The sequence below is a fragment of the Pseudomonas sp. P9_35 genome (assembly GCF_034008205.1).
Classification (GTDB): domain Bacteria; phylum Pseudomonadota; class Gammaproteobacteria; order Pseudomonadales; family Pseudomonadaceae; genus Aquipseudomonas; species Aquipseudomonas kilonensis.
The window spans coordinates 4,081,844-4,102,532 of sequence record NZ_CP125373.1 but is presented as its reverse complement, the minus strand read 5'-3'; the positions used below and the strand labels follow the sequence as shown (position 1 = coordinate 4,102,532).

Below are 20,689 nucleotides of genomic sequence, written 5' to 3'. Positions count from 1 at the left end.
TACGTACCAAGGCTCGAATAACTAAAGGGAAAGAGACCAATGCCTCATGCGGTTTTCGTCAGTAGAACGATTTTATTTGGCGACTGTGATCCGGCAGGCGTGGTTTACACGCCGAGATTTTCGTATTTTTCAGTAGAGGCCATCTACGTAGCACTTGATAAGTGGCTGGGTACGCCCGGGCTCAGAACACTCATGGGCTTTGAAATATTGCCGCCGGTACGCGCCATGTCCATGGAGTTTCTGGTGCCGTTGACGTGGGATGATGAGTTATCTATCAAAGTCAGTGTGGCGAAGGTGGGCGTCCATTCGTTCACGTTTCTGGTCGAAGGGTTTGTTGTTGATGGGCCCTTATCTTTTGTGGCGAATGTCACTCATGTATGTGTCTCGCCGGAAACCAAAGAGGTGGTCGCCGTTCCAGCACAACTGAGAGCGCTTCTTTCATAACCCGCTGGAAAGACCTTCGTCCGGACAGAGAAAGAGACGATTTCATGTGCTGGGCCTGGCCCTGAAACAGGCATGAACCTGGTTCAAGACCAGACAAATCCGCTCTTCTTAGAAACTGTACTTGGCGGTCAGCAGCATATTGCGTGGGCTGCCGTAGGAATCACCGCCATAGCTCACGGAGTTGGCGATGGTCGAGTAGTACTGGCGGTCGAAGATGTTGTTGGCGTTGACCTGCAAGTCAAGGTTCTGGCTGACCCGGTAGCCGGCCATCAGGTCGGTGATCGCGTAGCTGCCCTGTTCGAGGCGGTATTTGCTGCCATCAGCCAGCGGGATGTCGTTGTACAGGCGGCTCTGCCAGGAGACGTTGCCGCCCACGCGCAGTTTTTCCAGCGGGCCCTGGAAGTGGTAGCTGGTGGTCAGCTTGAACAGATGCTCCGGCGTGTCGGTGTCGAACTGCTTGTTTACGTTCTGCGGGTTGGCGGCATCCTTGATGGTGTGTGTTCGCGCGTAGGTATAGCCACCGCCGACTTGCCAGTTTTCGGTCAAGGCACCTTGCAATTCGAAGTCGATACCCTGGCTGCGAATCTCGCCGGAGGCTTCGTAGCATTCTGCCTGTGGGCAGTCTGCCGGGGGGATCTTCACCGCGCGGTTCTCTTGATCGACGCGGAACAGCGCCACGCTCGCGTTCAGCGCGCCATCAAAATATTCGCCCTTGATGCCGACCTCGTAGTTCTTGCCGACGATCGGCTTGACCGGGCTACCCGAGGTATCCTTTTCGCGCTGCGGCGTGAAGATATCGCTGTAGCTGACGTAGACCGAGTGGTGGTCGTCCAGGTCGTAGATCAAGCCAGCGTAACGGGTGAGGTTACGGGTGACCTTGTAGTCGGTGTCGCCATCGCGGTTATCGTAGTCGTACCAGTCCAGGCGTCCGCCGAGGATCAACTTCAACGGGTCGGCCAGGCTCAGGCGTGTGGTGAGGTAGACGCCGTCCTGGGTGGTCACTTCGCGCTGGTTGTTGGTGTGGACGAAGTTCGGTTTACCCCCATTGATCGGCCAGTTCATGTCGTACGGGCTGTAGTTGTGGGTGGTCATGTCGTAGATGCGCTTGCTGGCGCCCACCACCAGTTCATGGCTGCGCCCGAACGCCTCGAAGGGCCCACTGGCAAAGGCGTCTACGCCGGCCTGGTTTTCATCGAAGTCGGCTTGGTAAACCGTGCGGGCCAGGGTGTTGTTGTCCCAGCGCGATTGATAAGAGCCGGAGAACAACGCGTTCTGTTCGGAGTAGTTGGCGTTGACCTGAAGGTTCCAGTCATTGGCCAGGTGATGACGGACTTCGGCGAATACGGTGTTGATCTCCTGATCCTTGTTCTCCCAATCCGTGCCCGGATTGTAGGAACGTGGCAGGTCCAGATGATGGCCGTCCTGGCCGATCATCGAAGAGCCCCAGAAGTAATTGGTCTTGTCCTTCTGGTGGGAAAACCCCAGGGTCAGGGTGGTGTCTTCGTTCAAGTCCGCTTCGGTGACTGCATAGAACAGGCCATGATCCTCCTCGACATTGTCGATGAAGCTGTTGGCTTCCTGGTAAGAGGTCACGACCCGGCCGCGCAACGTGCCACTGTCGTTGAGCGGGCTGGAGGCATCGACCTCGCCACGGTAGTCGTCCCAACTGCCGGCAGCACCGGTCAGGGTGACTTTCTGCTCGGCCAATGGCCGCTTGCGGATCAGGTTGATGGCGGCCGAAGGGTTGCCTGCACCCGTCACCAGGCCGGTGGCACCGCGCACCACCTCGACTCGATCAAACATCGCCAAGTTAGGCTGGGAGCCGACGTTAACGCCGTCGTAGCCACTCGGGATGCCGTCATACATCAAGTTGTCGATTTCAAAACCGCGTGCCTTGTAGGTCTGCCGGCCAGGACCGGAGGAAAAGTCCAGGAACAAACCGGGCGTCGCCTTGACCACGTCGTTGATGTCGGTCATCGCCTGGTCATCCATGCGCTGGCGCGTAATGACGGTGACGGCTTGTGGGGTTTCACGCATCGTCAGCGGGAGTTTGGTCGCGGTCGACATCGCGCCGGAGGTGTAGGACTCGGTGCCTTCCGTGGTACTCCCCAGTTGGCCACTCCCGGAGACCTCGGTTGCGTCTAGTTCCAGGGTGGCGGGTGGGATGGCGCTGTTGTCATCGGCAAAGGCTGGAGCCAGGGAGGCCATGCAAATAGCCATGGCCAGAAGATTGCGGGCAGGGGTGAAGTGATGCGGCGGGGTGGCACAAGTCGACATGAATAGATCCTTGGATGCTAATGCGTACGAGAGTGATTCGCATTAAGTATCACAGGATTCATCTGGGCGATAAAGTCTGTTGCGCTTGGAGTAGGCGATGCGCAGGGTGTACCGCCACCGTACAGCCATCCACGATGGCCGTCGTACCCAGCACAAACCTGAAGGCTAGTTGCCCCGGCCACCACCAAACGACCATTCATCGCTGGCCGTAGTGGTGATCACCACCATGACATCCTCCCCGTTGAGACCTGGCGCCCGCCGCAATTTCTCGACCAGATCGCGGTAGAAACGCTGTTTCGTCTCGACGCTTCGAGGGCGGCCGGCGGTAATCGTGATCAGAACAAAGTCATGGCTACGCGGTCCGCCCAGGTAGTCGGGATCAAATATCAACTCGCCCACTTCATGTTGGTGGATGACCTGGAAGCGATCGGTCTTCGGCACCTCGAAGCTATCAACCAAGGCATCGTGCAGCCCTTGGGACAATGCTTGTAGATACTCGGCCGACTTCCCCCGGTGCAGTGAAATACGTGAAAACGGCATAACAGTTACTCCCATGGCTAAAGCGACAGGGAAAAACTATCAAGTCGCGATAGTTCCGAATATCAGATTTAATAGGGTGGATCATCCCAAATGAGTGGACTATTCAATGCGCCGTCCGACCTTCGATCTTGATGTATTGCGTACGTTCGTCATCGGCGTGGAGTTCAACAGCTTTGCCAAAGCGGCGGATCGTCTCGGTCGATCGACTTCTGCCGTGAGCGCTCAATTGAAGAAGCTTGAGGAGCAGATCGGTACTCCGGTGCTGGCCAAATCCGGTCGAGGGTTAGTCTTGACGCCCGTAGGTGAATCACTGCTCAGTCATGCCCGTCGGTTACTGGAACTGAACGACGGCATTTTCCAGGCCCTGCATGAAAGCCAAGCCGCGGGGACAATTCGCCTCGGGCTTCAAGAAGACTTTGGGGAACATTTACTGAGCGAGATCCTTCGACGCTTCATCCAGGCTTACCCGATGGTGATTCTCGAGGTCAGGATCGCGCGCAACGCCGAACTGCTTGCGTTGGTCGAAAGTGCTGGTCTGGACTTGGCCCTGACATGGGACACAGGGCATACGTCGCCCTATGCCACGCGGCTGGGCGAAACACAGATGCACTGGATCGGGGCCCGTGACATGGTGTCACTGACCCGCCTTGCTGACTCACCGCTGCCATTGATCATGTTCGACGCGCCTTGCGTACTGCGTAGCGCTGCCACACAGGCATTGGATGCCGCGAAAATTCCCTGGCGAATCGCCCTGACCAGCCCCAGCGTCGCGAGTATCTGGGCGGCCGTCGCCGCCGGCTTGGGCTTGACGCTGCGAACTCGCATCGGGCTGCCGAGTCATCTCGCCGTCGTTTCCGGCTTGCCGGCCGTACCAAGCCTTGGCTATGTGCTTCACCGCAGTGGAGAAGACTCGACGCCTGCCATCCAGCAACTGGCCGAGTTGATCAAAACGAGCCTGCAAGCGCACACGTTCGGTTTTGCGGTTGCGCAGTAGTTGGAGGTATCAGATTGGGGACCTGATACACAGGTCAAAAGTAGTGGTCGACGCGAAGTGGGGTATCGCGGGAATGCACTCTGAACTCCTGGCGGATATTCCTTCAGGACTGTCCGCCAGGCATCACGATATTCGATTCGATTTTCTTCCCCATGCTGATGCGTGGCTCGACCGAGTAGCCCAGCGACTCATAGAACGTTTTGACGTTCTCATTTGCGCTGACAATTTGCAGGTTGATCTTCATGCACCCTCGGGCAGTCAACGCGCCTTCGGCATGACGGACCAGGTTTGCCCCTAAGCCTTTTCTACGATGCGCAGGATGCACCGCCACCGAGTAAAGCCATCCCCGATGGCCGTCGTACCCAGCCAGAACAGTGCCAACAACTTCATCTCCAGCCAGAGCAACAAAAAAGAGGCCATCGGATACGGCCAGCTTCTTGTCGATAGCCAGGCTGGGGGTGTTATGGGCGGTTTCGTAACCGAATACGGTTTCCCATAGTTGCATGACGGAAAGCCGGTGGTGTTCGTTTGAATAATTGGCAATGGCATCCATGGCGCAGCTCCCGAATTGAAGTGGCTGACGCTATCTCCCCGTCGAGGGTGCTGTCCATTGTCTTCTTTTGGCGAGTTCTCGTAGCGACGCGGACTTCAAAGCAGGGATACCCTTTGTCGCCTTCCAACTGATCACACCTTTCAGGGTCTTTACTTCCAGTTAGGCCCTGAAGGTAAAGTTGGGAGCGCGCGATGAGCAACGAACAGGTGGCGCCTGAGACGAAAGGGGTGACGGTGACGTTACTGTCGACGATTGACCTGGGGCCTGAGATCGAGGGTATGGCAGGGCGCCAACTCAGGATGCGCAGGGTGACCATAGAGCCTGGAGGCGTCTTCGGGCCGATCCACAACCATGTCGACAGACCAGGCACCGTCTACATCCTGCAAGGCACGATCACCGACCATCGAAATGGCGTCGCCACGGATTACGGGCCGGGAGTGGGCTGGCCCGAGGACAGGAACACCACGCACTGGCTTGAGAACAGAGGCACGATTGCGGCGGTGGAGATCTCGGTGGATATTGTCAGGCAAGGGTAAGTTCATTGACTTCACTTGAACTGAGCAACCAGCCAATCCTTCAAACGCCCGCACGCCGGATCTTCAGCCTTCTTCTCATCGATCATCAGGTGCTGATAAAGCTGTCTGCCAGGTCCCTGGCCTGCTGAGTCGCGGCCTCACGCGCGTGCCGATCGACGTCTTCCCCCAGGATGGTTTTCTCCACAATCACCGAATGCACATCCGTGACGCCGATAAATTTCAGCCAGGCTTCCACGTAGGGCTTCTGGAAGTCGAAGCGCTCCGCCGGTGTGCTCGACTGCGCCGAAAAATCCAGGCCGCGGGCGTACATCACCACGGCGAGTTTATTGTGCAACATGCCTTCCAGACCGCGTTGCGGGTCAACGCTGAACAGGATGTCTTTCTGCGATACCAGGTCGATGAAGTGCTTGAGTTTGTACGGGATGCTGAAATTCCACAGCGGTACGGACATCACCAGAACATCCGCACGGTGCAGCTGACTTGCCAACGTTTCTAAGGTGTTCCAGGCCTCTTGTTGTGCGGTGGTCAACGGCGTGCCATTGAGCCCGGCGTATTTGGCCTCCATGGCCAGATCATCGAATTCCGGCAGGGCCATGTCCCAGAGGTCGAGGGTGATGATCTCGGTGTCCGGGGTGTTGGCTTGATAACGCGCAATGAAGCTGCGCGCGACTTCAAGGGAGGCCGAACGCTGCTTGCGTGGAGAGCACTGAATATGGAGAAGAGTCGTCATGACGCACCTTGAATGAGGGCAGGGCAGGTGGGAGCATTGCAACATAGTTGTAATTGAAATATAAATCGTAAATTACAGCTCAATTGATCACGTATAAAACTATGTTCGATGCTCTGCTGCTCAAGACATTGGTCACGGTCGTCGATGAAGACGGCTTCAGCCGCGCCGCCCAGAAGCTGCACCTGACTCAATCTGCGGTCAGTGGCCACGTGCGGCGATTGGAAGAACAGATTGGTAAACCCCTGTTGACGCGCACCACCCGTTCCCAGCAACTGACAGCCGATGGCGAGCGTCTGGTCTCTTATGCGCGCACGATCCTCGCGCTCAACCGTGATGCCTGGACAGACCTGACACGCACGCCGTTTCATGGACGGCTGCGGATCGGGGTGTCCGAAGATTTTGTCGAGGCTCGATTACTGCGCACTGTTCAGGATTTTGCGGCGCAGTACCCCGGGATGGAGATCGAGGTGCAGGTAAACATTCCGGGGACGTTACTGGCGCTGATGAAGCAAGGGCATCTGGAGGTGGTCATCGGTTCGCTGTGCGAAACCAGCGAAGCAGGGCTGTTGCTATGGCAAGAGCCGCTGGTATGGGCCTGGTCGGCGCAACCCGTCGCGCGGTTACCCACGCCGTTGCCGCTGGCCCTGTTCCCCGAGCCGTGCCCTTATCGCGAGGCCGCGCTGACAAGGCTGGCACAGGCGGGGATCGCCCAACGCACAGTGATGTTGTGCAGCAGCACGGCCGGGTTACGGGCGTCGGCCTTGGCAGGCTTCGCGGTAGCGCCCATGCCACTGAGTCAGTTGGGGCAAGGATTGGCGGTCATTGGGGTCGAACATGGGTTGCCGGATTTGCCGGATGCCCAATGTCGGCTGTTCACCTCGCCCGATGCGGATCAGACGATTGTGGCAGCGGTCACTCAGCTCATGCTGGAGTATTGCGCCAAGCGCAGGGCTTGATTGTCATTTCAAAGGGGCTGCTTGAGCGCCTCAATGGCGACTAACAGCCCCCTCACATCATCCTCACACCACCGCAGCTGCAATCGCTCTGGAGCGCCAGGCAAAAGCCAACACCATCAGCAAACCCAACCCCGCCATTGCCGCCCCGGCCAGGGAGATCGCCGGATAACCCAGCCCGGCATTGATCACCGCACCCCCGAGCGCCGCACCAATCGCGTTACCGAGGTTGAAGGCGCCGATGTTCACCGCCGAGGCCAGGTTGGGCGCGTCCTTGGCTGCTTCCATGACGCGCATCTGCAGCGGCGGCACCAGGGCGAAGCTGGCGATACCCCATATCAGGATGGCCACGGCGGCCGGCAGCGGCCAACGCATCAGTGCGGTGAACGCCAGCAAGACAAGAATCAGCACGCTCAGTGAAACGATCAGGGTGCGATCTATCGAGCGGTCGGCGGCCTTGCCGCCCCACATGTTGCCCAGCGTCAATCCCACACCGAACAGCACCAGCATGGCCGTGATGTAGGCGGTGGACGCGTGGGTCTCGCTGCTGAGGATCGGCGCGATGTAGGTGAAGACGGTAAACATGGCACCCGAGCCGACGACGGTCAGGGCCAACGCCCCCAGCACCGGACCACGGCCCAGTACCCGAATTTCAGCCAGCACACCGGCGCCTTGCGGCGCCGGCAGGTTGGGCAGGGCGAACCACAACGCGGCCATGGTCGCCACGCCGAGGCCGGTAATACCCCAGAAAGCGGTGCGCCAGCCGAACAGTTCACCAAACCAGGCGGTCAGCGGCACACCGCCGATGGTCGCCAGGGTCAGGCCCATGAACATGGCCGCGACCGCCCCGGCACGCTTCTCTGGGGCGACCACGCTGGCGGCGACGATCGAGCCAACGCCAAAGAACGCACCGTGGTTCAGTGAGGTCACCACCCTGGCGACCATGAGGCTGTAGTAATCGGTAGCCAAGGCTGACATCAGATTACCCAGGGTGAAAATCGCCATGAGCCCGATCAGCAGATAGCGCCGGGGAATCCTGCCGGTGGTCAGGGTCATCAGCGGCGCGCCAAGCAGCACGCCCAGGGCGTAAGCGCTGACCAACAGACCCGCAGCGGGAATGGAAACGCCGAGATCCGCAGCGATGCCCGGCAACATGCCCATGGGGGCGAACTCGGTAACGCCGATGCCAAAGGCACCAATGGCGAGTGCGACAAGTGGTGGATTGATACGCATGGAAGGCTCCTTATCTATGCCGCCAATGCTACGATCCAAACTTTCCAGGCGGTAGATAGCCTTTTTGGCAATCACCTTTGCGTAAGAGGCACAAATGGACTTCAACGGCAGGTCAGGTGAGATGAGCGTGTTCGCCACCGTGGCGCAGGAAGGCAGCCTTTCAGCCGCCGCGCGTGCATTGGGGCTGACACCCTCGGCGGTCAGTCGGATCATCGCGCGTACCGAACAACGCCTTGGCACCCGCCTGTTGCTGCGCACCACCCGAGCGATCACCTTCACCGCCGAGGGCGAGGCGTTCCTGCGCGGCGCCCGGCGTATCCTGGCCGACATGGCCGAAGTCGAAGAAGCCATCGCCGACCAGGGCGTACCCAGGGGCCGCTTGCGGGTCAGCGCCGCCCTTGGCCATGGGCGGCTGGCCATCGTTCCCTTGGTAGCCGCATTCAGCGCCCGTTACCCGAACATCGTCGTCGACCTCACTCTCGGCGACGAAGTGGTCGACATCCTCGGCGGCCAGGCCGACGTGGCGGTGCGCTTTGGTCATCTGCCCGACAGCCCGCTGACCGCGCGCAGGATCGGCGACACCGGCCAGGTAGTGGTGGCATCGCCCGACTATCTGCAACGCCACGGCACCCCCCAGGAACCGGAAGACCTGCTGCGGCACAACTGCCTACGCTTCAACTTCCGGCGTGCCGAACCCAACTGGCCGTTCATCCGCGACGGACGAGAGTTCTCCCTGAAGGTCAGCGGCAACATCGAATGCAGCAGTGGTGAAGCGCTGGCACAACTCGCGCGAGTCGGTGCCGGCATTGCGCGTATCGGCGAGTTCACCGTGAGCGAGGACCTAAAGCGCGGCGATCTGGTACGGCTGCTGGAAGAGTGGAACCCCGGTGATCGGGAACCGATTCATGCGGTGTTCGTAGGTGGCTCGGCAATGCCGGCGCGGGTGCGGTTGTTCGTGGATTTTTTGCTGGAGCATCACCGGATGTAAGCGGTGGACCGCTGCTAGGTTGCAAGCATGTCCAGGAGTCCTTCCAATGTTTTAATGGACCGCTCCGCTGGCGTTATGCTCGCTGGCCACGGATGGAATCCACTCAACCAGACAGCAAGCATTCCGGCGGCTGTAGCACCCAGGTAATCGTTTTTTGGGTGATCACCGACAAACCAGCAATGCTCAGGACGAACGCCCAGCGCCTGCGCTCCCAGATGGAATATCCCGGGCGTCGGTTTCGCAATGCCGCACGCCTCGGAGCAAATCATCGTTTCAATGGTTTCGCCGAAAGGCAGTGCCGCCAAAGTCTGCCGTCGCGAATGCTCGGCGCCGTTGGAAATGACGCCCAGGGCAATACCCTTGCGATGCAGCGCTTGAACCATCGCGCTAGCGCCTGGCATTTCAACCGCAGCGCTCGGGAAGTGATTCATCCAGTGTGCAATTAATCGCTTGGGATCGACTGGCCCAGTCCACTTCAGCTCCTGGGCTAACGTGTACCCAACCGCCTCACGGATGGAAGAATATTCCGATTCCGGTCGCAGATATCCACCGTTGTCGATGCGCGCGATCAGATGAGAGATCTGACGGGCGTCTGCCTCAGCGATTTCAATCTTGAACTCATGCAGAAACCGCTCAGCGTAGCGGTCAATGCTGAGCGCGCGATGGGTGAGTGTGTTGTCCAGATCAAACAGAATAGCTTTCGGTGCCAAGTTCCCTCCCAGCGATCACGATGCATTAGCTAACTTGATTACAGAGTGACCCGTCTTCTCACCTGCTACATCGGAGCACGCTAGCCTAGGTCAGATTCAACCCGCCGTCTGAGAGGAGTATCTCGCCGGTCAAGTAGTCCGACTCGACCAGCATTACTACAGCTTTTGCGATGTCGTCTGGGCTAGCGGCCCTGCGCATAGGTGCGCGAGTTCGCCACAACTCTTGGGCACCTGTCCACTCTGCGGTCAGAGGCGTGTCGACCAAGCCAGGCGCCACAGCGTTTACGCGAATTTCTGGCCCCAGCGATACCGCCAGCAAGCGGGTCATGTGATTAAGCGCAGCTTTGCTTACCGCATAGGGAATCGATGCGCCCTTAGGACGGATACCGGCATGCGAACTGATGTTTACGACGCAACCTGCTCGACGGTAACGGGCGGCATCGCGCAATGCCGACTCGGCCAATGCGACCAGGTGGAACGGCGCAACGACATTAACCTCGTTAAGTTCGTGCCACACCGTCGAGTTGGCCGAGGCAAGGTCGCTGTGCGGAATGACTCTGCTAATACCGGCATTATTGACCAATACGTCGAGCTGCCCCCACGCGGCGATCGCCTCGTTAATAAGCCTGACCCTGTCAGCTTCGAAAGCAAGATCAGCTTGCACGTAAATAGCCTGCTTCATTTCGGCAGCCATAGCGCGTCCTGTATCTGCAGAATTTCGCGAATGGAGCACCACCGCATAGCCTGCCCGGCTTAGTACACGTGCAATGGCAGCGCCGATACCGGAAGTGGATCCTGTCACCAACGCGACGCGTAATACGTTATCGATTGTCGGATTGGGTTTCATATGGATATCTCGACTTGGTTGCTAGAAAGCCATCACGGTGCCGTTCGTGACTGGTGGCTTTGGGCCGGAAGCCGTCGTTCAGAGTTGGGACATGACCCGCCTTCTTACTAGCGGCAAAACACTTCATCAGGTGTACTGTGCGCACCATGCGACAGACCCACACATGCTGTGGTGCACACAGCCCCCCTTACACGATAGCGTCTTTTCCCTTGAGTTTGATGCCGGCCTTCGATTAGATATGAGGAGTAAACGTTGTGACGTGAATAGCGCCATCCAACACAAGGGAATAGCACTAAATGGCAAGGATAGAACCCGTTTTCGGCAGCATCAGCAGCGAAATCGAAAACCCATACCAACTGGGCGACGCTCAACTGATTGACGACGAGGTTGTCACGTTTTCAAACCCCAAGATTTTGGATTTTTCCGGGCGTATTTCTCTGACGCGCTTCTGGCTGATTCATATGCCCTTGGTGCTGGTTCTTCCGTGCATTTTGCTGACGTTCTTTATGGTGGGGTTGCGCCATCAACTGGTGGTTTTGCTGATAGTCGGTGTCACCGTTGTCGTTCCTGCCATGCTGCTCAACGTGTCTCTACTGGTACGCAGGGCACGTGATCTAGGCTGGAGTCCGATATGGGGAATTCTCAGCGTAGTCCCTGTTATCGGCTTTGTGATAACGCTTCCGCTCTTCATGCTGCCGGGGCGTAAAGCGATTAATAAATACGGCCCGCCCAATCCACCTCTTTCGACGTTGGTAAAGCTACTTACCGCGCTGTTGGTGGTGCTGGTGCTTGTAACTTCAACCGTGCTAGTTGTGTATTTTCCCCAATACAACCCACGGGCACTCTACGAGTGGTTCTTTTATGCATTGGTTCAGGCATAACGTTAGCGTACGCGAAGTCCATGCTTCACCTCATTGCGCGGCGCCAAGTGCTCAGGTGCCTTTGTAGAGAGCGCTGCGCGCACCACGCGATAGCCCTGCGTACGCCGCGGTGATGTCCATTGGGAAAAGAGAACAGATTTATTTCTCTGCTCTAAACGTCCGCTCCTGGCCGATTTCTGCCTGTCGCGAAGGGCTGCAATCGACTCTTGCGGACCTTGCAGCGTGCCGTTTTTACCTGCTTCGTGACTATTCCAACAGGTTAAAACAGTCGGGTCATCAGCACATAAGGCACGCCAAACATGTCTGGCAGATTACGTACCACCCCGAAGCCGGCTCGCTGGTATAAGTGCTGCGCAGCTTCCATTATCGGGGTTGTATGTAATGCGATTAACGTCGTGCTATCGCGCTTCGCGCGGTTGATGCATTCGTCGAGTAGAGCTTGGCCAACGCCATGGCCCCGTGCTTTCGGCACAACTGACATCAACCGTACTATCGGCCATTCGGGCGCAAAAAAGTCGGGCTTGGGCTGGTTTGGACCGACGTAGCCGGCCGCGCCGACTATTTCGCCGTCCAGTTCTGCGACAAGTACTTCGCTGAGAGCAGCATTGGCGGTAAGCGCCCCGAGTCGCGGAGCGAGCTCATTCCACCCCGGCATGGCGGTGGCCAGCTCTATCCAGGCATCACGCACTACCTGATCGACCAGCGGCTTGTCTTCTGGAAAGAAATTTCTAATGGAAACAATCATCGGTCGTGTTGGCTGTAAGCCTGCCTCATGTGATCAGAAAAAAGGGGGGAGACATCGTCCGCTTTTGGCCGAAAGCAACCCGTTACTCCGGGCGGAGCTGACTTCCAGTTCGCAAGATGACCTGTCCGGATGTCTTCTCGGGTGCCGTCGAGAATGGGCCCGCAGCAGTGGGTCATCGATGGCTCGCAGGCGCGTTGGTCGTGTGTACCTTGGCCAGGCGCAGGCGCCAGTCGCCGCCATGCCGGAGGCGGCATTCTTCTTCGGAGTCGAAACTGACGCAGCGGGCCATATGGGGGACGTGTACGTCGGCGTCGTTCAGGGCGGCGGCGGTCAGCTCACGCATGCGGTTGTCGGCCCCCGTTGATAGGGCGTGTTCCTGGCTGGCGCGGCTGTCGAAAATCCAGATCACGCGCAGGCTTTGGGGAAAGGCGCGATAGTCGACGGTGTGGGTCAGCCAGGCGAAGCCCGGGATTTCAGTTTTAGCGGTTTCACAGGCTTCGGTCAGGGTGGCGATGAGACGACGCTCAATACGGGCGTCGTCACGTGAGGTGGGTGGCATAAAAGGCTCCAGGCGGGGTGTTCAATGGCTGAGGTGTCAGCCCCTCAACGTGGGCTTTGTTGAATCGAGAGGCGTAACCGTTGCCACTCATTCCAGCAATCCTCGGCAACGATATCCGCATAGCCCCGCTCTTGTTCCATCGCCAGCGCGGTGGCAAAGGTTACTGCAATGCAGGTGGCCTGGTCTCGGATGTTGCAGACTTCGAGTTCGGTGAGTGGGGCGCCTTTTTTGGACTCGGCTGCTGTGAGTACAGCTGCAAGGGCGGGTACGAAAACCAGGCATAGGGGATCGGAGGACATTAGCTTCTTCCTTGGAGTGAATTGGACATTATTAACGGGACACGGGGCAGGGGGGGCGTCGTCATCGTTTCATGGTCCGGTCCATTTATTTCTGCGTGCCGGTTGTTTCCAACGTCGAAGCAATAAGTTCGCGCAGCCACATATGGGCAGGATCGCGATGCAGTCGCTCGGGCCATAACATCAGCATTTCAAACCCGGGAATGGCCAGCGGAGGTGCCTGGACGTTAAGCGCGGGCTCATGTTTCACCAGCCTTTCCGGCACCACCGCAACCAAATCGCTGTGCACCAATGCTGAGACCAGCGAGTTGAAATTCGACACGGACAATACCACTCGCCGTTCCAGACCTTCAGCAGCCAGCGCGTGGTCGGTACTGCCAACGAAGCCGGCGCCATCTGGTGACATGACCGCATGTTCAAGCGCGCAGAACGCTTTGAGCGACAGCTTGGTTGCCAGAGCGGGATGGCCGCGTCGCGCCGCCAGCACATAGCGTTCGTGAATCAAGGAGCGCTGACGCAACTTGGGCGGCGCTTCATCGCGGGTGTGCAGCGCCAGATCGATAAGGCCGTTTTCCAGATCCTTGGCAAAGTCGACAGTCGGTTTATTCATAAGCGCCAACCGCGTGTACGGGGCCAGGTGCCTGAGCCGCGAGAGCGACGGCCAGATCAAGGCAGTCGTCGCATAATCACTGGCAGCGATCTTCCACGTTTGATGGGACCGTCCGGGTTCAAAAGCGGCAACAGGACTCAGTGCGCTTTCCAGCGCGGCCAACGCGTCACGCAGGGGGCCCTGCAATTCGCGAGCTCGCTCGGTGGGCGACATCCCTCGGGGGCCAGGCAGCAAAAGCGGATCACCAAGAATGTCCCTCAGCCTGCCCAGTTGGAGGCTGACGGTCGGTTGCGCGAGATTGAGCAAGCGCGCTGCCCGCGTCACATTCTGCTCGGCCAGCAAGGCATCCAATGTGACCAGCAAATTAAGATCCAGACGGCGCAAGCTATTGTGCATGCAAATACCATGTGTTTCGGAAATTCATTTCTATCATAGCGGATGCAAGCTTACGGTGAGGGACACATTCAACACGGAGACCCTCATGAAAATACTGCTGATCTACGCCCACCCCGAACCTCGTTCGCTCAATGGCGCGCTCAAGGATTTTGCGATCACTCACCTGGAAACAGCAGGCCACGAGGTCAAAGTTTCAGATCTCTACGGCATGCGGTGGAAAGCATCCCTCGATCCAGACGACGCCCCAGGTTATGACGCAGAAACGCCTTTCAACCCGGCGCTTGAATCCCAGCGTGTATTTGCCGCTGACAGCCAACCGGCGGACATCCAGGCAGAGCAGGCCAAATTGCTCTGGGCCGATGCCGTCATCTTTCAATTTCCGCTGTGGTGGTTCTCGATGCCCGCGATTCTCAAGGGTTGGATCGAACGCGTCTACGCCTACGGGTTTGCCTATGGTGTCGGCGAACATAGCGAAAACCACTGGGGCGAGCGCTACGGCGAAGGCAGCATGACAGGCAAGCGCGCCATGTTGGTGGTCACAATGGGCGGTTGGGAATCCCACTACAGTGGCCGAGGGGTGAACGGCGCGCTGGATGACCTGCTATTTCCTATCCAGCATGGAGTGCTTTTCTATCCTGGCTTCACGGTCATGCCGGCCTTCCCAATTTATAAGACCAGCAAAATGGACGCCGCCCGGTTCCAATCCATTTGCACGGCTTATGCCGCTCGCTTGGATACGCTTTTCAGTGATCAACCCTTGCCATTTCGTCGCCAGAATCACGGCGATTACGAAATCCCGGCGTTGACGCTTAAATCGCATCTTGCATCGGGTCGTTGCGATCTTGGTATTCATATCAGTGACGGTGAGAGGGTTTGAGGTGAAGCGTGCATTGGGGGCTTGAGTCCAAGGGGGCTGGTAGTCGGGTCGTGCGCCTCGGGATTGATCATTCTTGGAGGTCAGTAATGATGGTCCCGGCGATGCTCAGGGCGAACCCTTCTCCGAAGGCCCTGGCCCCCGTCTATGAGCGAGAGATTATCTTCCGCGTACTCCAAAGCCCCCATGGCTGGATGTTGCGAGACATCGTGGCGCCGGGTACCGCGATGGCCCGAATCAATCTGGCAATCCAATGGGTCCGCCGCGACTTCGCCGAGCCCATTGGTGTTGAGGGATTGGCGCTATGCGCTTCAATGAGCGTCTCGGCATTTCATCGGCATTTCAAGGCTGTCACCAACCTGAGCCCCTTGCAGTACCAGAAGCGGGTTCGCCTGCTCCAGGCTAGAACCCTGATGGTGGCGAATGCCAAAAGCGTCATGGCGACTGCCTTCGAAGTGGGCTATGAGAGCGCGGCGCAATTCGGCCTGGATTAGGGGCGGGTGTTTGGACTTCTGCCCGGGCAGGATGCCGGGAGGATACTTGGAAATATGAAAGCGGTTAGAGGCTAGTCGGTTGGCGGGTTGGTGGGGAGATAGACGATTTTCTTGGTCGGCGGCTTTTGGCCGATTTCAGCCCTTCGTGAGAGGAAGCAATCGGCCAATCGCAGACGATCCCAAGCGCCATTCCGACCTGAGTAACCTACACGCACATTCTGATAATTAAAGGACAGGCTCTTGACGCGTATGGCATGTCATTTGTGAGGTTAATACCAATGTGCCCTAGTGTGACAGCCTACACGTAAAAAATTTTGAGACCATTTGGTATCCGCAGCCCTAGACTAAAAGAGCCAAAACGGTCATTCTGAAGCTAATAGCTTGTATGTCAAAGCTGGCAAAAAGCTTTCCAAAATTGCCGTTTTACAGGGATATCATCTATGGCAAAGGTAGTTAAAGCGAAATACGCAACTCACGATGCACCTTGTTTAAAAACAACTTTTGGAGCTATCCCCGCTTTTACGTTCGCGATGAGCGCTAGAGATCTTTTGTCGCTCCATTACGTAGCAGTGCGAGGAAAAGATCTAGAGGAAGGTGCGGTACAGAGACCTCTGAGCATAAGAAGAATTAATGGCATACGCTCATATATACTTGATGGGAATACTTTCTTTAATTCTTTTATTATAAATTGGACTGATGAAAACTTTAGCCCTTCGTTCAGTAAGGGCTCCATTTCAATTCCATTGGTACCACATGCGGCGCAAGTCCTTGATGGCCAGCATAGGTTGGCTGGATTGGAAACGGCGATTGAAATAGATTCAAAAGTTGGTGACTCGGAACTCTTGGTTACTATGTGTATTGGGCTCACAACACCTGATGCTGCTAGAATTTTCTTGAATATTAATACTGAGCAAAAGCCTGTACCTAAGAGTTTGGTTTATGACTTGTTCGGGGATGTGGTGAGTGATGAAAACCATGCCATCAATCGCGCGACTGATCTGGCCAGAGATCTGAACGACGACCCTGACTCTCCATTGTATAATCTCATTAAGTTCCCAGGAGCTCCTAGAGGCCAAGGAAATATAGAGTTATCGACTTTCGTGAGTGCACTAAAAGACCACTTGACGCCAAAAAAAGGAACGTTTTATACGTACAAACTCAAAGAGTTTGACAAGCAAAAAGCTGCCATATCCAACTTTTTCACTGTTATTCGCGATTATTATACCGAAGCTAAAGCTTGGAGCTCGGCTTCCAAAAACCCGTTCCTAAAAGCGGCCGGTTTCAATGGTGCTATGGATTTTTTCCTTGACTCTCTCATCAAGCGCTGCGCTGAAAAAGGGTCGTTCGCTATTCCAGTAATGAAAGACTTCATTGGTCTTGATCGTGATGGTATTGTTACGTGGGAAGAACTCAAGGGGAAAGACGGAAAAACTGCCCGTAAGGCAATCAAAGACCTCTTGGAAAGCAATTTACTTAACTCGTTGCTGCGCCACGATGACTATCAATTCTGAACGCTTCAAACTACAACAGTTAGTTGAATTATCCATTGGCTGTACAAATCATAAGGAGCTTTCGACATATAAAGCAAATCTCGAAAGCTTTGTGATTGCGCAGAATGATCTTCTGAAATTTGAGAATGCGCTTAGAGAAGATTCTGGTAATACTCTTTATAAAGGCGTCATTTCTTTACTTGAAGCATTAGCTTCGATTTCTGATGGCCATCAGTCCTGGGCAATTGTTAAACTTTATTATGCCTCTTTTTATTTTCTGAGAGTCCTCTTTGGAGCTCGTGGATTTGGCATGATAAAATGCAAAGGTGAAATATACATTTTAAAAATAGAACCTGGGCAAAAACCGTCCAGACAAACCGGCAAAAAATTTAACGGTCAAGACACGAGGGGGGATCACAAAACTACGATCTACATTTTTGAAAAGGTTGTAGGTGTAGGTGATTTATTACTAAGCAACACTATCCAGGGTGGAAGTGTATTGGAGTTCATGATGAGCTCAAGAGAAGCTGTCCACTATCGACATCCAACCTTCTCAGAGCCCACATTTGACTTCTTTGAAAGTACGATTTTGTCGGATGAGGGGCTGGCTAAATGGATTGAGGAATACGTCCGGGATTCAACCGGTGTATTTCTGTTTCTTGATCAACACAGTTGCATCGCAACTCCGCTGTACCTGCTCAAAAAAGTTCGATCGGAGCTGTCATCTCGACTTAATTTTAAAGACCCGTTCCTATCAAGCCAAAACCAAACCCTGAACTCACTATTGAGCACTGGAAAATTTGGCACATACGATCCGTTTTTAGAACTGTTTCGCAACCAATAGGATACCCTTTCTAAGTTTCCTGAGGTGGACCTTTCCGTCTGCTTTTGGCCGTTAGCTACCCTCGTGAAAGGCAGCTTTGTGTCGACTGCCGCCCTAGCTACTAGCGGTCACTCCACGCGTCTCGGAAATTAGGGGTGATTCAGAGAGCGGCCGAGAGCAACCGGCTGGAATGTCAAATATTTGCACCAGTTTAGATACCGCTCTCTCCTCTGCTTTTTATGAAATCTGGCGGATCGTTTGATCATATCTATCTTGTAAATGTGATTCCTTGAATGCACCCTTGATTGCTTGGCGCAGAAAAACCTCCAAATCTTTCTGAGTCAACAACACGACTAGTCCTGATTTATTTCGGTTTATTATATTGGAAATGTGACGATAGTAGCTGTTCTTTACTTCTTCACCACGGAAAGCAATGATGCCAAATCGTCCAAATGTGTCATTTAGGTAGTAATTGATCTGATGAAAATCACTTGCGCTTAGGTCTTCGTAGTTTTTGCACTCCCATACGACTTGGGTAGAACCGTATTTATTTCTTATGACTTCCCAAAAACCGTCAGGCGCACGGTTGGATGCTATCCAATCACGTATTGAGGCGCCATCGTGACTTCGCTCGTGCGGTTGAACATTCGTCAAAGACCGAAAGAAACATAGCTTGATTATATTGCCTACGATTTCTTCAAATCCAGTCGCCCCCGCCGGCCCCTTGGGCAAAGTCCTCAAGTTATCTAATGTGTCCTGCAAGGCGCCTTTATAGTCATCCAAATTAAAGGTGTCGGGTAGCTCCTCTAGAATGCCTTCATTCTTAAGCTGCGTTTCGTCACGCAAATCCTTCAGCAGCAGTGGTTGAAGGTTCAATGCTTCGTGGTAGGTAGGGTGAATATAGAAAGTGGAGCTGTTATCAAATGACGGCTTGGCATTTGAATCTTTTCCAGACTCTTTATACTCGACAGTTTTTTTTCGTCGAATACCAAGAAAGCCGATCCCATACAAGACCTCGACAAATCGAAAAGGTGTCGTGTAGTCGTAAAACCAACCGTTGCAGTATTTGTTAATAGACTCCGTAACCAGCAATTTTTGAATAAAGTCTTCAATTGCGACTAGGGTGTACTCATTACCTAAGCCAAAAAAGTACTCTAAGATTAAACTGATATTTGGATAATTCTCAGCATACTCATCTCCTAAATCCTTGAGTCTACTCGTGCTATAGCGTTTGGAGGCGACATCCATATCGGCGTCTCTGACCTTCTGATTGCCGTGATTAATAGCTGAGTCAATTGCATAGCTAGTTAGCATTAGCACATCCCGAGGTCGATGCTGACAAAGGCTCATGACCGCGGGTACGCTAGTCTTTGAATCTTCCTCCTCGAAAAAACAATTCCATGCCTCTCCTCCTAGTTTTGGCTTGGTAGTAAAAGGTTTTACCAATCGACGCTCTACAAGCTCAGTAAGTTTTTCAGAAGACCAGTCAAGAAAAACGACTGACGTCTCAAGCCTCGCAAACTCATTATCGAGCGAGCGAATTCTGTCATAAATGTTTTCGCGTATGAAGACGTAGGGTTTTACGTGCGGAGTTGACGCGATTAGTCTCACCGTGGCATGCATCAATGCCATGAGGCATATGATGGCTGAGCCAGAACCATCCCAGGACTCATCTAGACGATCAATTAAGATGATGTAGCTAATTGGTGAAGAAAATGAAATCTGATTAATTTCCGCCAGCAGGTTTTTGCTTCGGCTTATCTGGCGCAGCCATAACTTATCATTATCTTTGGTATATGCATCAAAAATCTCTTCGGTCAAATTCAAGATGCGCTGATCAAAATCACAATCCTCTATCAAGCCTCTTTCTCGTCGTATAGTGTCTGGTGCCTTATCAAAACTTACACGTCCTTCCATTACCCATATTTTGATCACCTCATCAATCAAAGCCCTTTCCATCGAGTGCATTAGTGATTTGAAAGGACGCTGCCTTGTGTCTAAAAATAACTGCTGCTCTAATGGAAGTCGCAATAGATCAAATATCTGTGGCACAATATTGATGGCTCGGGGGAAACGTCGCTTTACTTCAAATGTAATTGCGGTTTTCCCGGCGCCGCGTCGACCTACAAAAAAGCAGTTGGAGCTATCCGGATTTAGCGCAGAGAGAGTCGCCGGCGTAGTTACGAATAGTTCATGATCGCTCCTTATTATATCGTACTCCGCAAAAGCCTGGCCCAGTTTTACTCGTTGCAAAGCATCTTTAGGTAACTGAACTTTAGCCAAAGGTAATATCCTTGTGCTTATCAGAGACGTATATAAAGGGGGTGAGTCGCGCTAACGCTTCGCAACGTAGATTAGCTTAAATCGATGAAATATCCATTCGCGAACGATTATTGGTTGGAAGCAAGGACTGATCTCCTCACCGACTCCATCGGTCTCGTGCATAAACTGACCGTCTTGAGACTCCTTTTTGACGACACGCTCTTCCGAACTATCATATCTTCCACCCACGTCGAGCGTCCGCTATGGGCTGCTTTTTACCTTTCGCGAATGACCGTATTGGGGCGTTTGCTGCCCTGTTGCGAAGGGCTGCAATCGACCCAAAGCGGTCTCTCACAGATGACGGCTTCTTCGGGATCTTCGGAGTAATCAAAGACGACGAAATTCGCATCTACGTGGAATTCAGCAGCCTCCTCAGCCAAGTTCGCGCACGGAG

The 20,689-nt window shown here is 54.8% G+C and carries 21 protein-coding genes and 1 pseudogene; 10 read left to right on the top strand and 12 right to left on the bottom strand.

Features of this window, described 5'->3' with window-relative positions; genetic code table 11:
• The first annotated feature begins 39 nt into the window (after window positions 1–39).
• Entirely contained in the window at window positions 40–444 is a 405-nt protein-coding gene (locus QMK47_RS17875) for an acyl-CoA thioesterase (protein ID WP_018601181.1), read from the top strand.
• A 108-nt stretch (window positions 445–552) separates the two neighbouring features.
• On the opposite strand, the gene QMK47_RS17870 is transcribed toward QMK47_RS17875, so the two are convergent.
• Entirely contained in the window at window positions 553–2,721 is a 2,169-nt protein-coding gene (locus tag QMK47_RS17870; RefSeq protein ID WP_320388923.1) for a TonB-dependent siderophore receptor, read from the bottom strand.
• A 165-nt stretch (window positions 2,722–2,886) separates the two neighbouring features.
• Window positions 2,887–3,261, bottom strand: a complete 375-nt coding sequence (locus QMK47_RS17865) for a tautomerase family protein (RefSeq protein WP_214511925.1) — start codon at window positions 3,259–3,261, stop codon at window positions 2,887–2,889.
• Between the two features lie 106 nt (window positions 3,262–3,367).
• On the opposite strand from QMK47_RS17865, the gene QMK47_RS17860 reads away from it, so the two are divergent.
• On the top strand, window positions 3,368–4,255 hold the full coding sequence (locus QMK47_RS17860) for a LysR substrate-binding domain-containing protein (protein WP_320388921.1): 888 nt from the start codon (window positions 3,368–3,370) through the stop codon (window positions 4,253–4,255).
• 103 nt (window positions 4,256–4,358) lie between these two features.
• Here QMK47_RS17860 and QMK47_RS17855 read toward each other — a convergent pair whose 3' ends face one another.
• Complete coding sequence (locus tag QMK47_RS17855; RefSeq protein WP_320388920.1) at window positions 4,359–4,808, bottom strand: GNAT family acetyltransferase; 450 nt, start codon at window positions 4,806–4,808, stop codon at window positions 4,359–4,361.
• Window positions 4,809–4,999: 191 nt separating this feature from the next.
• Here QMK47_RS17855 and QMK47_RS17850 point away from each other — a divergent pair, with 191 nt between their 5' ends.
• Complete coding sequence (locus QMK47_RS17850; RefSeq protein ID WP_013693659.1) at window positions 5,000–5,344, top strand: cupin domain-containing protein; 345 nt, start codon at window positions 5,000–5,002, stop codon at window positions 5,342–5,344.
• Between the two features lie 85 nt (window positions 5,345–5,429).
• On the opposite strand, the gene QMK47_RS17845 is transcribed toward QMK47_RS17850, so the two are convergent.
• Window positions 5,430–6,074, bottom strand: coding sequence for an FMN-dependent NADH-azoreductase (locus QMK47_RS17845; RefSeq protein ID WP_258688661.1), 645 nt, complete (start codon window positions 6,072–6,074; stop codon window positions 5,430–5,432).
• Window positions 6,075–6,175: 101 nt separating this feature from the next.
• Between QMK47_RS17845 and QMK47_RS17840 the strand changes: the two genes are divergently transcribed.
• The gene (locus QMK47_RS17840) at window positions 6,176–7,030 is read left to right on the top strand and encodes a LysR substrate-binding domain-containing protein (RefSeq protein ID WP_003203143.1); all 855 of its coding nucleotides are present in this window, start codon (window positions 6,176–6,178) and stop codon (window positions 7,028–7,030) included.
• A gap of 63 nt (window positions 7,031–7,093) precedes the next feature.
• Here QMK47_RS17840 and QMK47_RS17835 read toward each other — a convergent pair whose 3' ends face one another.
• A complete protein-coding gene (locus QMK47_RS17835) occupies window positions 7,094–8,260 on the bottom strand; it encodes an MFS transporter (protein WP_320388918.1) in 1,167 nt (388 codons plus the stop codon).
• Window positions 8,261–8,354: 94 nt separating this feature from the next.
• On the opposite strand from QMK47_RS17835, the gene QMK47_RS17830 reads away from it, so the two are divergent.
• Complete coding sequence (locus tag QMK47_RS17830; RefSeq protein WP_214511932.1) at window positions 8,355–9,248, top strand: LysR family transcriptional regulator; 894 nt, start codon at window positions 8,355–8,357, stop codon at window positions 9,246–9,248.
• Window positions 9,249–9,262: 14 nt separating this feature from the next.
• Here QMK47_RS17830 and QMK47_RS17825 read toward each other — a convergent pair whose 3' ends face one another.
• Together QMK47_RS17825 and QMK47_RS17820 are read right to left on the bottom strand one after the other, a co-directional pair.
• Window positions 9,263–9,958: an HAD family hydrolase gene (locus tag QMK47_RS17825; protein ID WP_320388917.1), complete on the bottom strand. Its 696-nt coding sequence runs from the start codon at window positions 9,956–9,958 to the stop codon at window positions 9,263–9,265.
• A gap of 85 nt (window positions 9,959–10,043) precedes the next feature.
• Window positions 10,044–10,805, bottom strand: coding sequence for an SDR family NAD(P)-dependent oxidoreductase (locus QMK47_RS17820; RefSeq protein ID WP_080675466.1), 762 nt, complete (start codon window positions 10,803–10,805; stop codon window positions 10,044–10,046).
• A gap of 296 nt (window positions 10,806–11,101) precedes the next feature.
• Between QMK47_RS17820 and QMK47_RS17815 the strand changes: the two genes are divergently transcribed.
• Window positions 11,102–11,686 (top strand): DUF805 domain-containing protein, encoded by a 585-nt coding sequence (locus QMK47_RS17815; protein ID WP_320388916.1) that lies wholly within the window; start codon window positions 11,102–11,104, stop codon window positions 11,684–11,686.
• Between the two features lie 259 nt (window positions 11,687–11,945).
• On the opposite strand, the gene QMK47_RS17810 is transcribed toward QMK47_RS17815, so the two are convergent.
• The 4 genes from QMK47_RS17810 to QMK47_RS17795 all read right to left on the bottom strand — a co-directional run bounded on the left by QMK47_RS17810 (window position 11,946) and on the right by QMK47_RS17795 (window position 14,292).
• Window positions 11,946–12,431, bottom strand: a complete 486-nt coding sequence (locus tag QMK47_RS17810; RefSeq protein ID WP_077508705.1) for a GNAT family N-acetyltransferase — start codon at window positions 12,429–12,431, stop codon at window positions 11,946–11,948.
• Window positions 12,432–12,603: 172 nt separating this feature from the next.
• Window positions 12,604–12,990: a hypothetical protein gene (locus tag QMK47_RS17805; RefSeq protein ID WP_320388915.1), complete on the bottom strand. Its 387-nt coding sequence runs from the start codon at window positions 12,988–12,990 to the stop codon at window positions 12,604–12,606.
• 44 nt (window positions 12,991–13,034) lie between these two features.
• A complete protein-coding gene (locus QMK47_RS17800; RefSeq protein WP_053180412.1) occupies window positions 13,035–13,289 on the bottom strand; it encodes a hypothetical protein in 255 nt (84 codons plus the stop codon).
• An 85-nt stretch (window positions 13,290–13,374) separates the two neighbouring features.
• Window positions 13,375–14,292 carry a LysR family transcriptional regulator gene (locus QMK47_RS17795; protein WP_320388913.1) on the bottom strand — a complete coding sequence of 306 codons (918 nt, stop codon included), beginning with the start codon at window positions 14,290–14,292 and terminating at the stop codon, window positions 13,375–13,377.
• An 85-nt stretch (window positions 14,293–14,377) separates the two neighbouring features.
• Here QMK47_RS17795 and QMK47_RS17790 point away from each other — a divergent pair, with 85 nt between their 5' ends.
• The 4 genes and pseudogenes from QMK47_RS17790 (at window position 14,378) to QMK47_RS17775 (ending at window position 17,994) form a co-directional block, all read left to right on the top strand.
• The gene (locus QMK47_RS17790; RefSeq protein ID WP_320388911.1) at window positions 14,378–15,169 is read left to right on the top strand and encodes an NAD(P)H-dependent oxidoreductase; all 792 of its coding nucleotides are present in this window, start codon (window positions 14,378–14,380) and stop codon (window positions 15,167–15,169) included.
• Between the two features lie 122 nt (window positions 15,170–15,291).
• Window positions 15,292–15,735 (top strand): annotated as a pseudogene (locus QMK47_RS17785) (helix-turn-helix domain-containing protein); the annotation flags it as partial.
• Window positions 15,736–16,100: 365 nt separating this feature from the next.
• Window positions 16,101–17,171 (top strand): DGQHR domain-containing protein, encoded by a 1,071-nt coding sequence (locus tag QMK47_RS17780; protein WP_320388910.1) that lies wholly within the window; start codon window positions 16,101–16,103, stop codon window positions 17,169–17,171.
• Entirely contained in the window at window positions 17,155–17,994 is an 840-nt protein-coding gene (locus QMK47_RS17775) for a hypothetical protein (RefSeq protein ID WP_320388909.1), read from the top strand. The genes QMK47_RS17780 and QMK47_RS17775 overlap by 17 nt, the downstream gene beginning before the upstream one ends.
• A 216-nt stretch (window positions 17,995–18,210) precedes the next feature.
• Here the strand turns inward: QMK47_RS17775 and QMK47_RS17770 are convergent, their stop codons facing one another.
• Window positions 18,211–20,256 carry a P-loop ATPase, Sll1717 family gene (locus QMK47_RS17770; protein ID WP_320388908.1) on the bottom strand — a complete coding sequence of 682 codons (2,046 nt, stop codon included), beginning with the start codon at window positions 20,254–20,256 and terminating at the stop codon, window positions 18,211–18,213.
• Window positions 20,257–20,689 lie beyond the last annotated feature (433 nt).

Bases quoted from the DNA above. Each gene is read 5' to 3' on its own strand.
- QMK47_RS17815 (WP_320388916.1), top strand. From the start codon at position 11,102: ATGGCAAGGATAGAACCCGTTTTCGGCAGCATCAGCAGCGAAATCGAA.
- QMK47_RS17875 (WP_018601181.1), top strand. From the start codon at position 40: ATGCCTCATGCGGTTTTCGTCAGTAGAACGATTTTATTTGGCGACTGT.
- QMK47_RS17840 (WP_003203143.1), top strand. From the start codon at position 6,176: ATGTTCGATGCTCTGCTGCTCAAGACATTGGTCACGGTCGTCGATGAA.
- QMK47_RS17810 (WP_077508705.1), bottom strand. From the start codon at position 12,431: ATGATTGTTTCCATTAGAAATTTCTTTCCAGAAGACAAGCCGCTGGTC.
- QMK47_RS17845 (WP_258688661.1), bottom strand. From the start codon at position 6,074: ATGACGACTCTTCTCCATATTCAGTGCTCTCCACGCAAGCAGCGTTCG.
- QMK47_RS17855 (WP_320388920.1), bottom strand. From the start codon at position 4,808: ATGGATGCCATTGCCAATTATTCAAACGAACACCACCGGCTTTCCGTC.
- QMK47_RS17870 (WP_320388923.1), bottom strand. From the start codon at position 2,721: ATGTCGACTTGTGCCACCCCGCCGCATCACTTCACCCCTGCCCGCAAT.
- QMK47_RS17830 (WP_214511932.1), top strand. From the start codon at position 8,355: ATGGACTTCAACGGCAGGTCAGGTGAGATGAGCGTGTTCGCCACCGTG.
- QMK47_RS17790 (WP_320388911.1), top strand. From the start codon at position 14,378: ATGAAAATACTGCTGATCTACGCCCACCCCGAACCTCGTTCGCTCAAT.
- QMK47_RS17775 (WP_320388909.1), top strand. From the start codon at position 17,155: ATGACTATCAATTCTGAACGCTTCAAACTACAACAGTTAGTTGAATTA.
- QMK47_RS17805 (WP_320388915.1), bottom strand. From the start codon at position 12,990: ATGCCACCCACCTCACGTGACGACGCCCGTATTGAGCGTCGTCTCATC.
- QMK47_RS17780 (WP_320388910.1), top strand. From the start codon at position 16,101: ATGGCAAAGGTAGTTAAAGCGAAATACGCAACTCACGATGCACCTTGT.
- QMK47_RS17860 (WP_320388921.1), top strand. From the start codon at position 3,368: ATGCGCCGTCCGACCTTCGATCTTGATGTATTGCGTACGTTCGTCATC.
- QMK47_RS17820 (WP_080675466.1), bottom strand. From the start codon at position 10,805: ATGAAACCCAATCCGACAATCGATAACGTATTACGCGTCGCGTTGGTG.
- QMK47_RS17800 (WP_053180412.1), bottom strand. From the start codon at position 13,289: ATGTCCTCCGATCCCCTATGCCTGGTTTTCGTACCCGCCCTTGCAGCT.
- QMK47_RS17850 (WP_013693659.1), top strand. From the start codon at position 5,000: ATGAGCAACGAACAGGTGGCGCCTGAGACGAAAGGGGTGACGGTGACG.
- QMK47_RS17795 (WP_320388913.1), bottom strand. From the start codon at position 14,292: ATGCACAATAGCTTGCGCCGTCTGGATCTTAATTTGCTGGTCACATTG.
- QMK47_RS17835 (WP_320388918.1), bottom strand. From the start codon at position 8,260: ATGCGTATCAATCCACCACTTGTCGCACTCGCCATTGGTGCCTTTGGC.
- QMK47_RS17865 (WP_214511925.1), bottom strand. From the start codon at position 3,261: ATGCCGTTTTCACGTATTTCACTGCACCGGGGGAAGTCGGCCGAGTAT.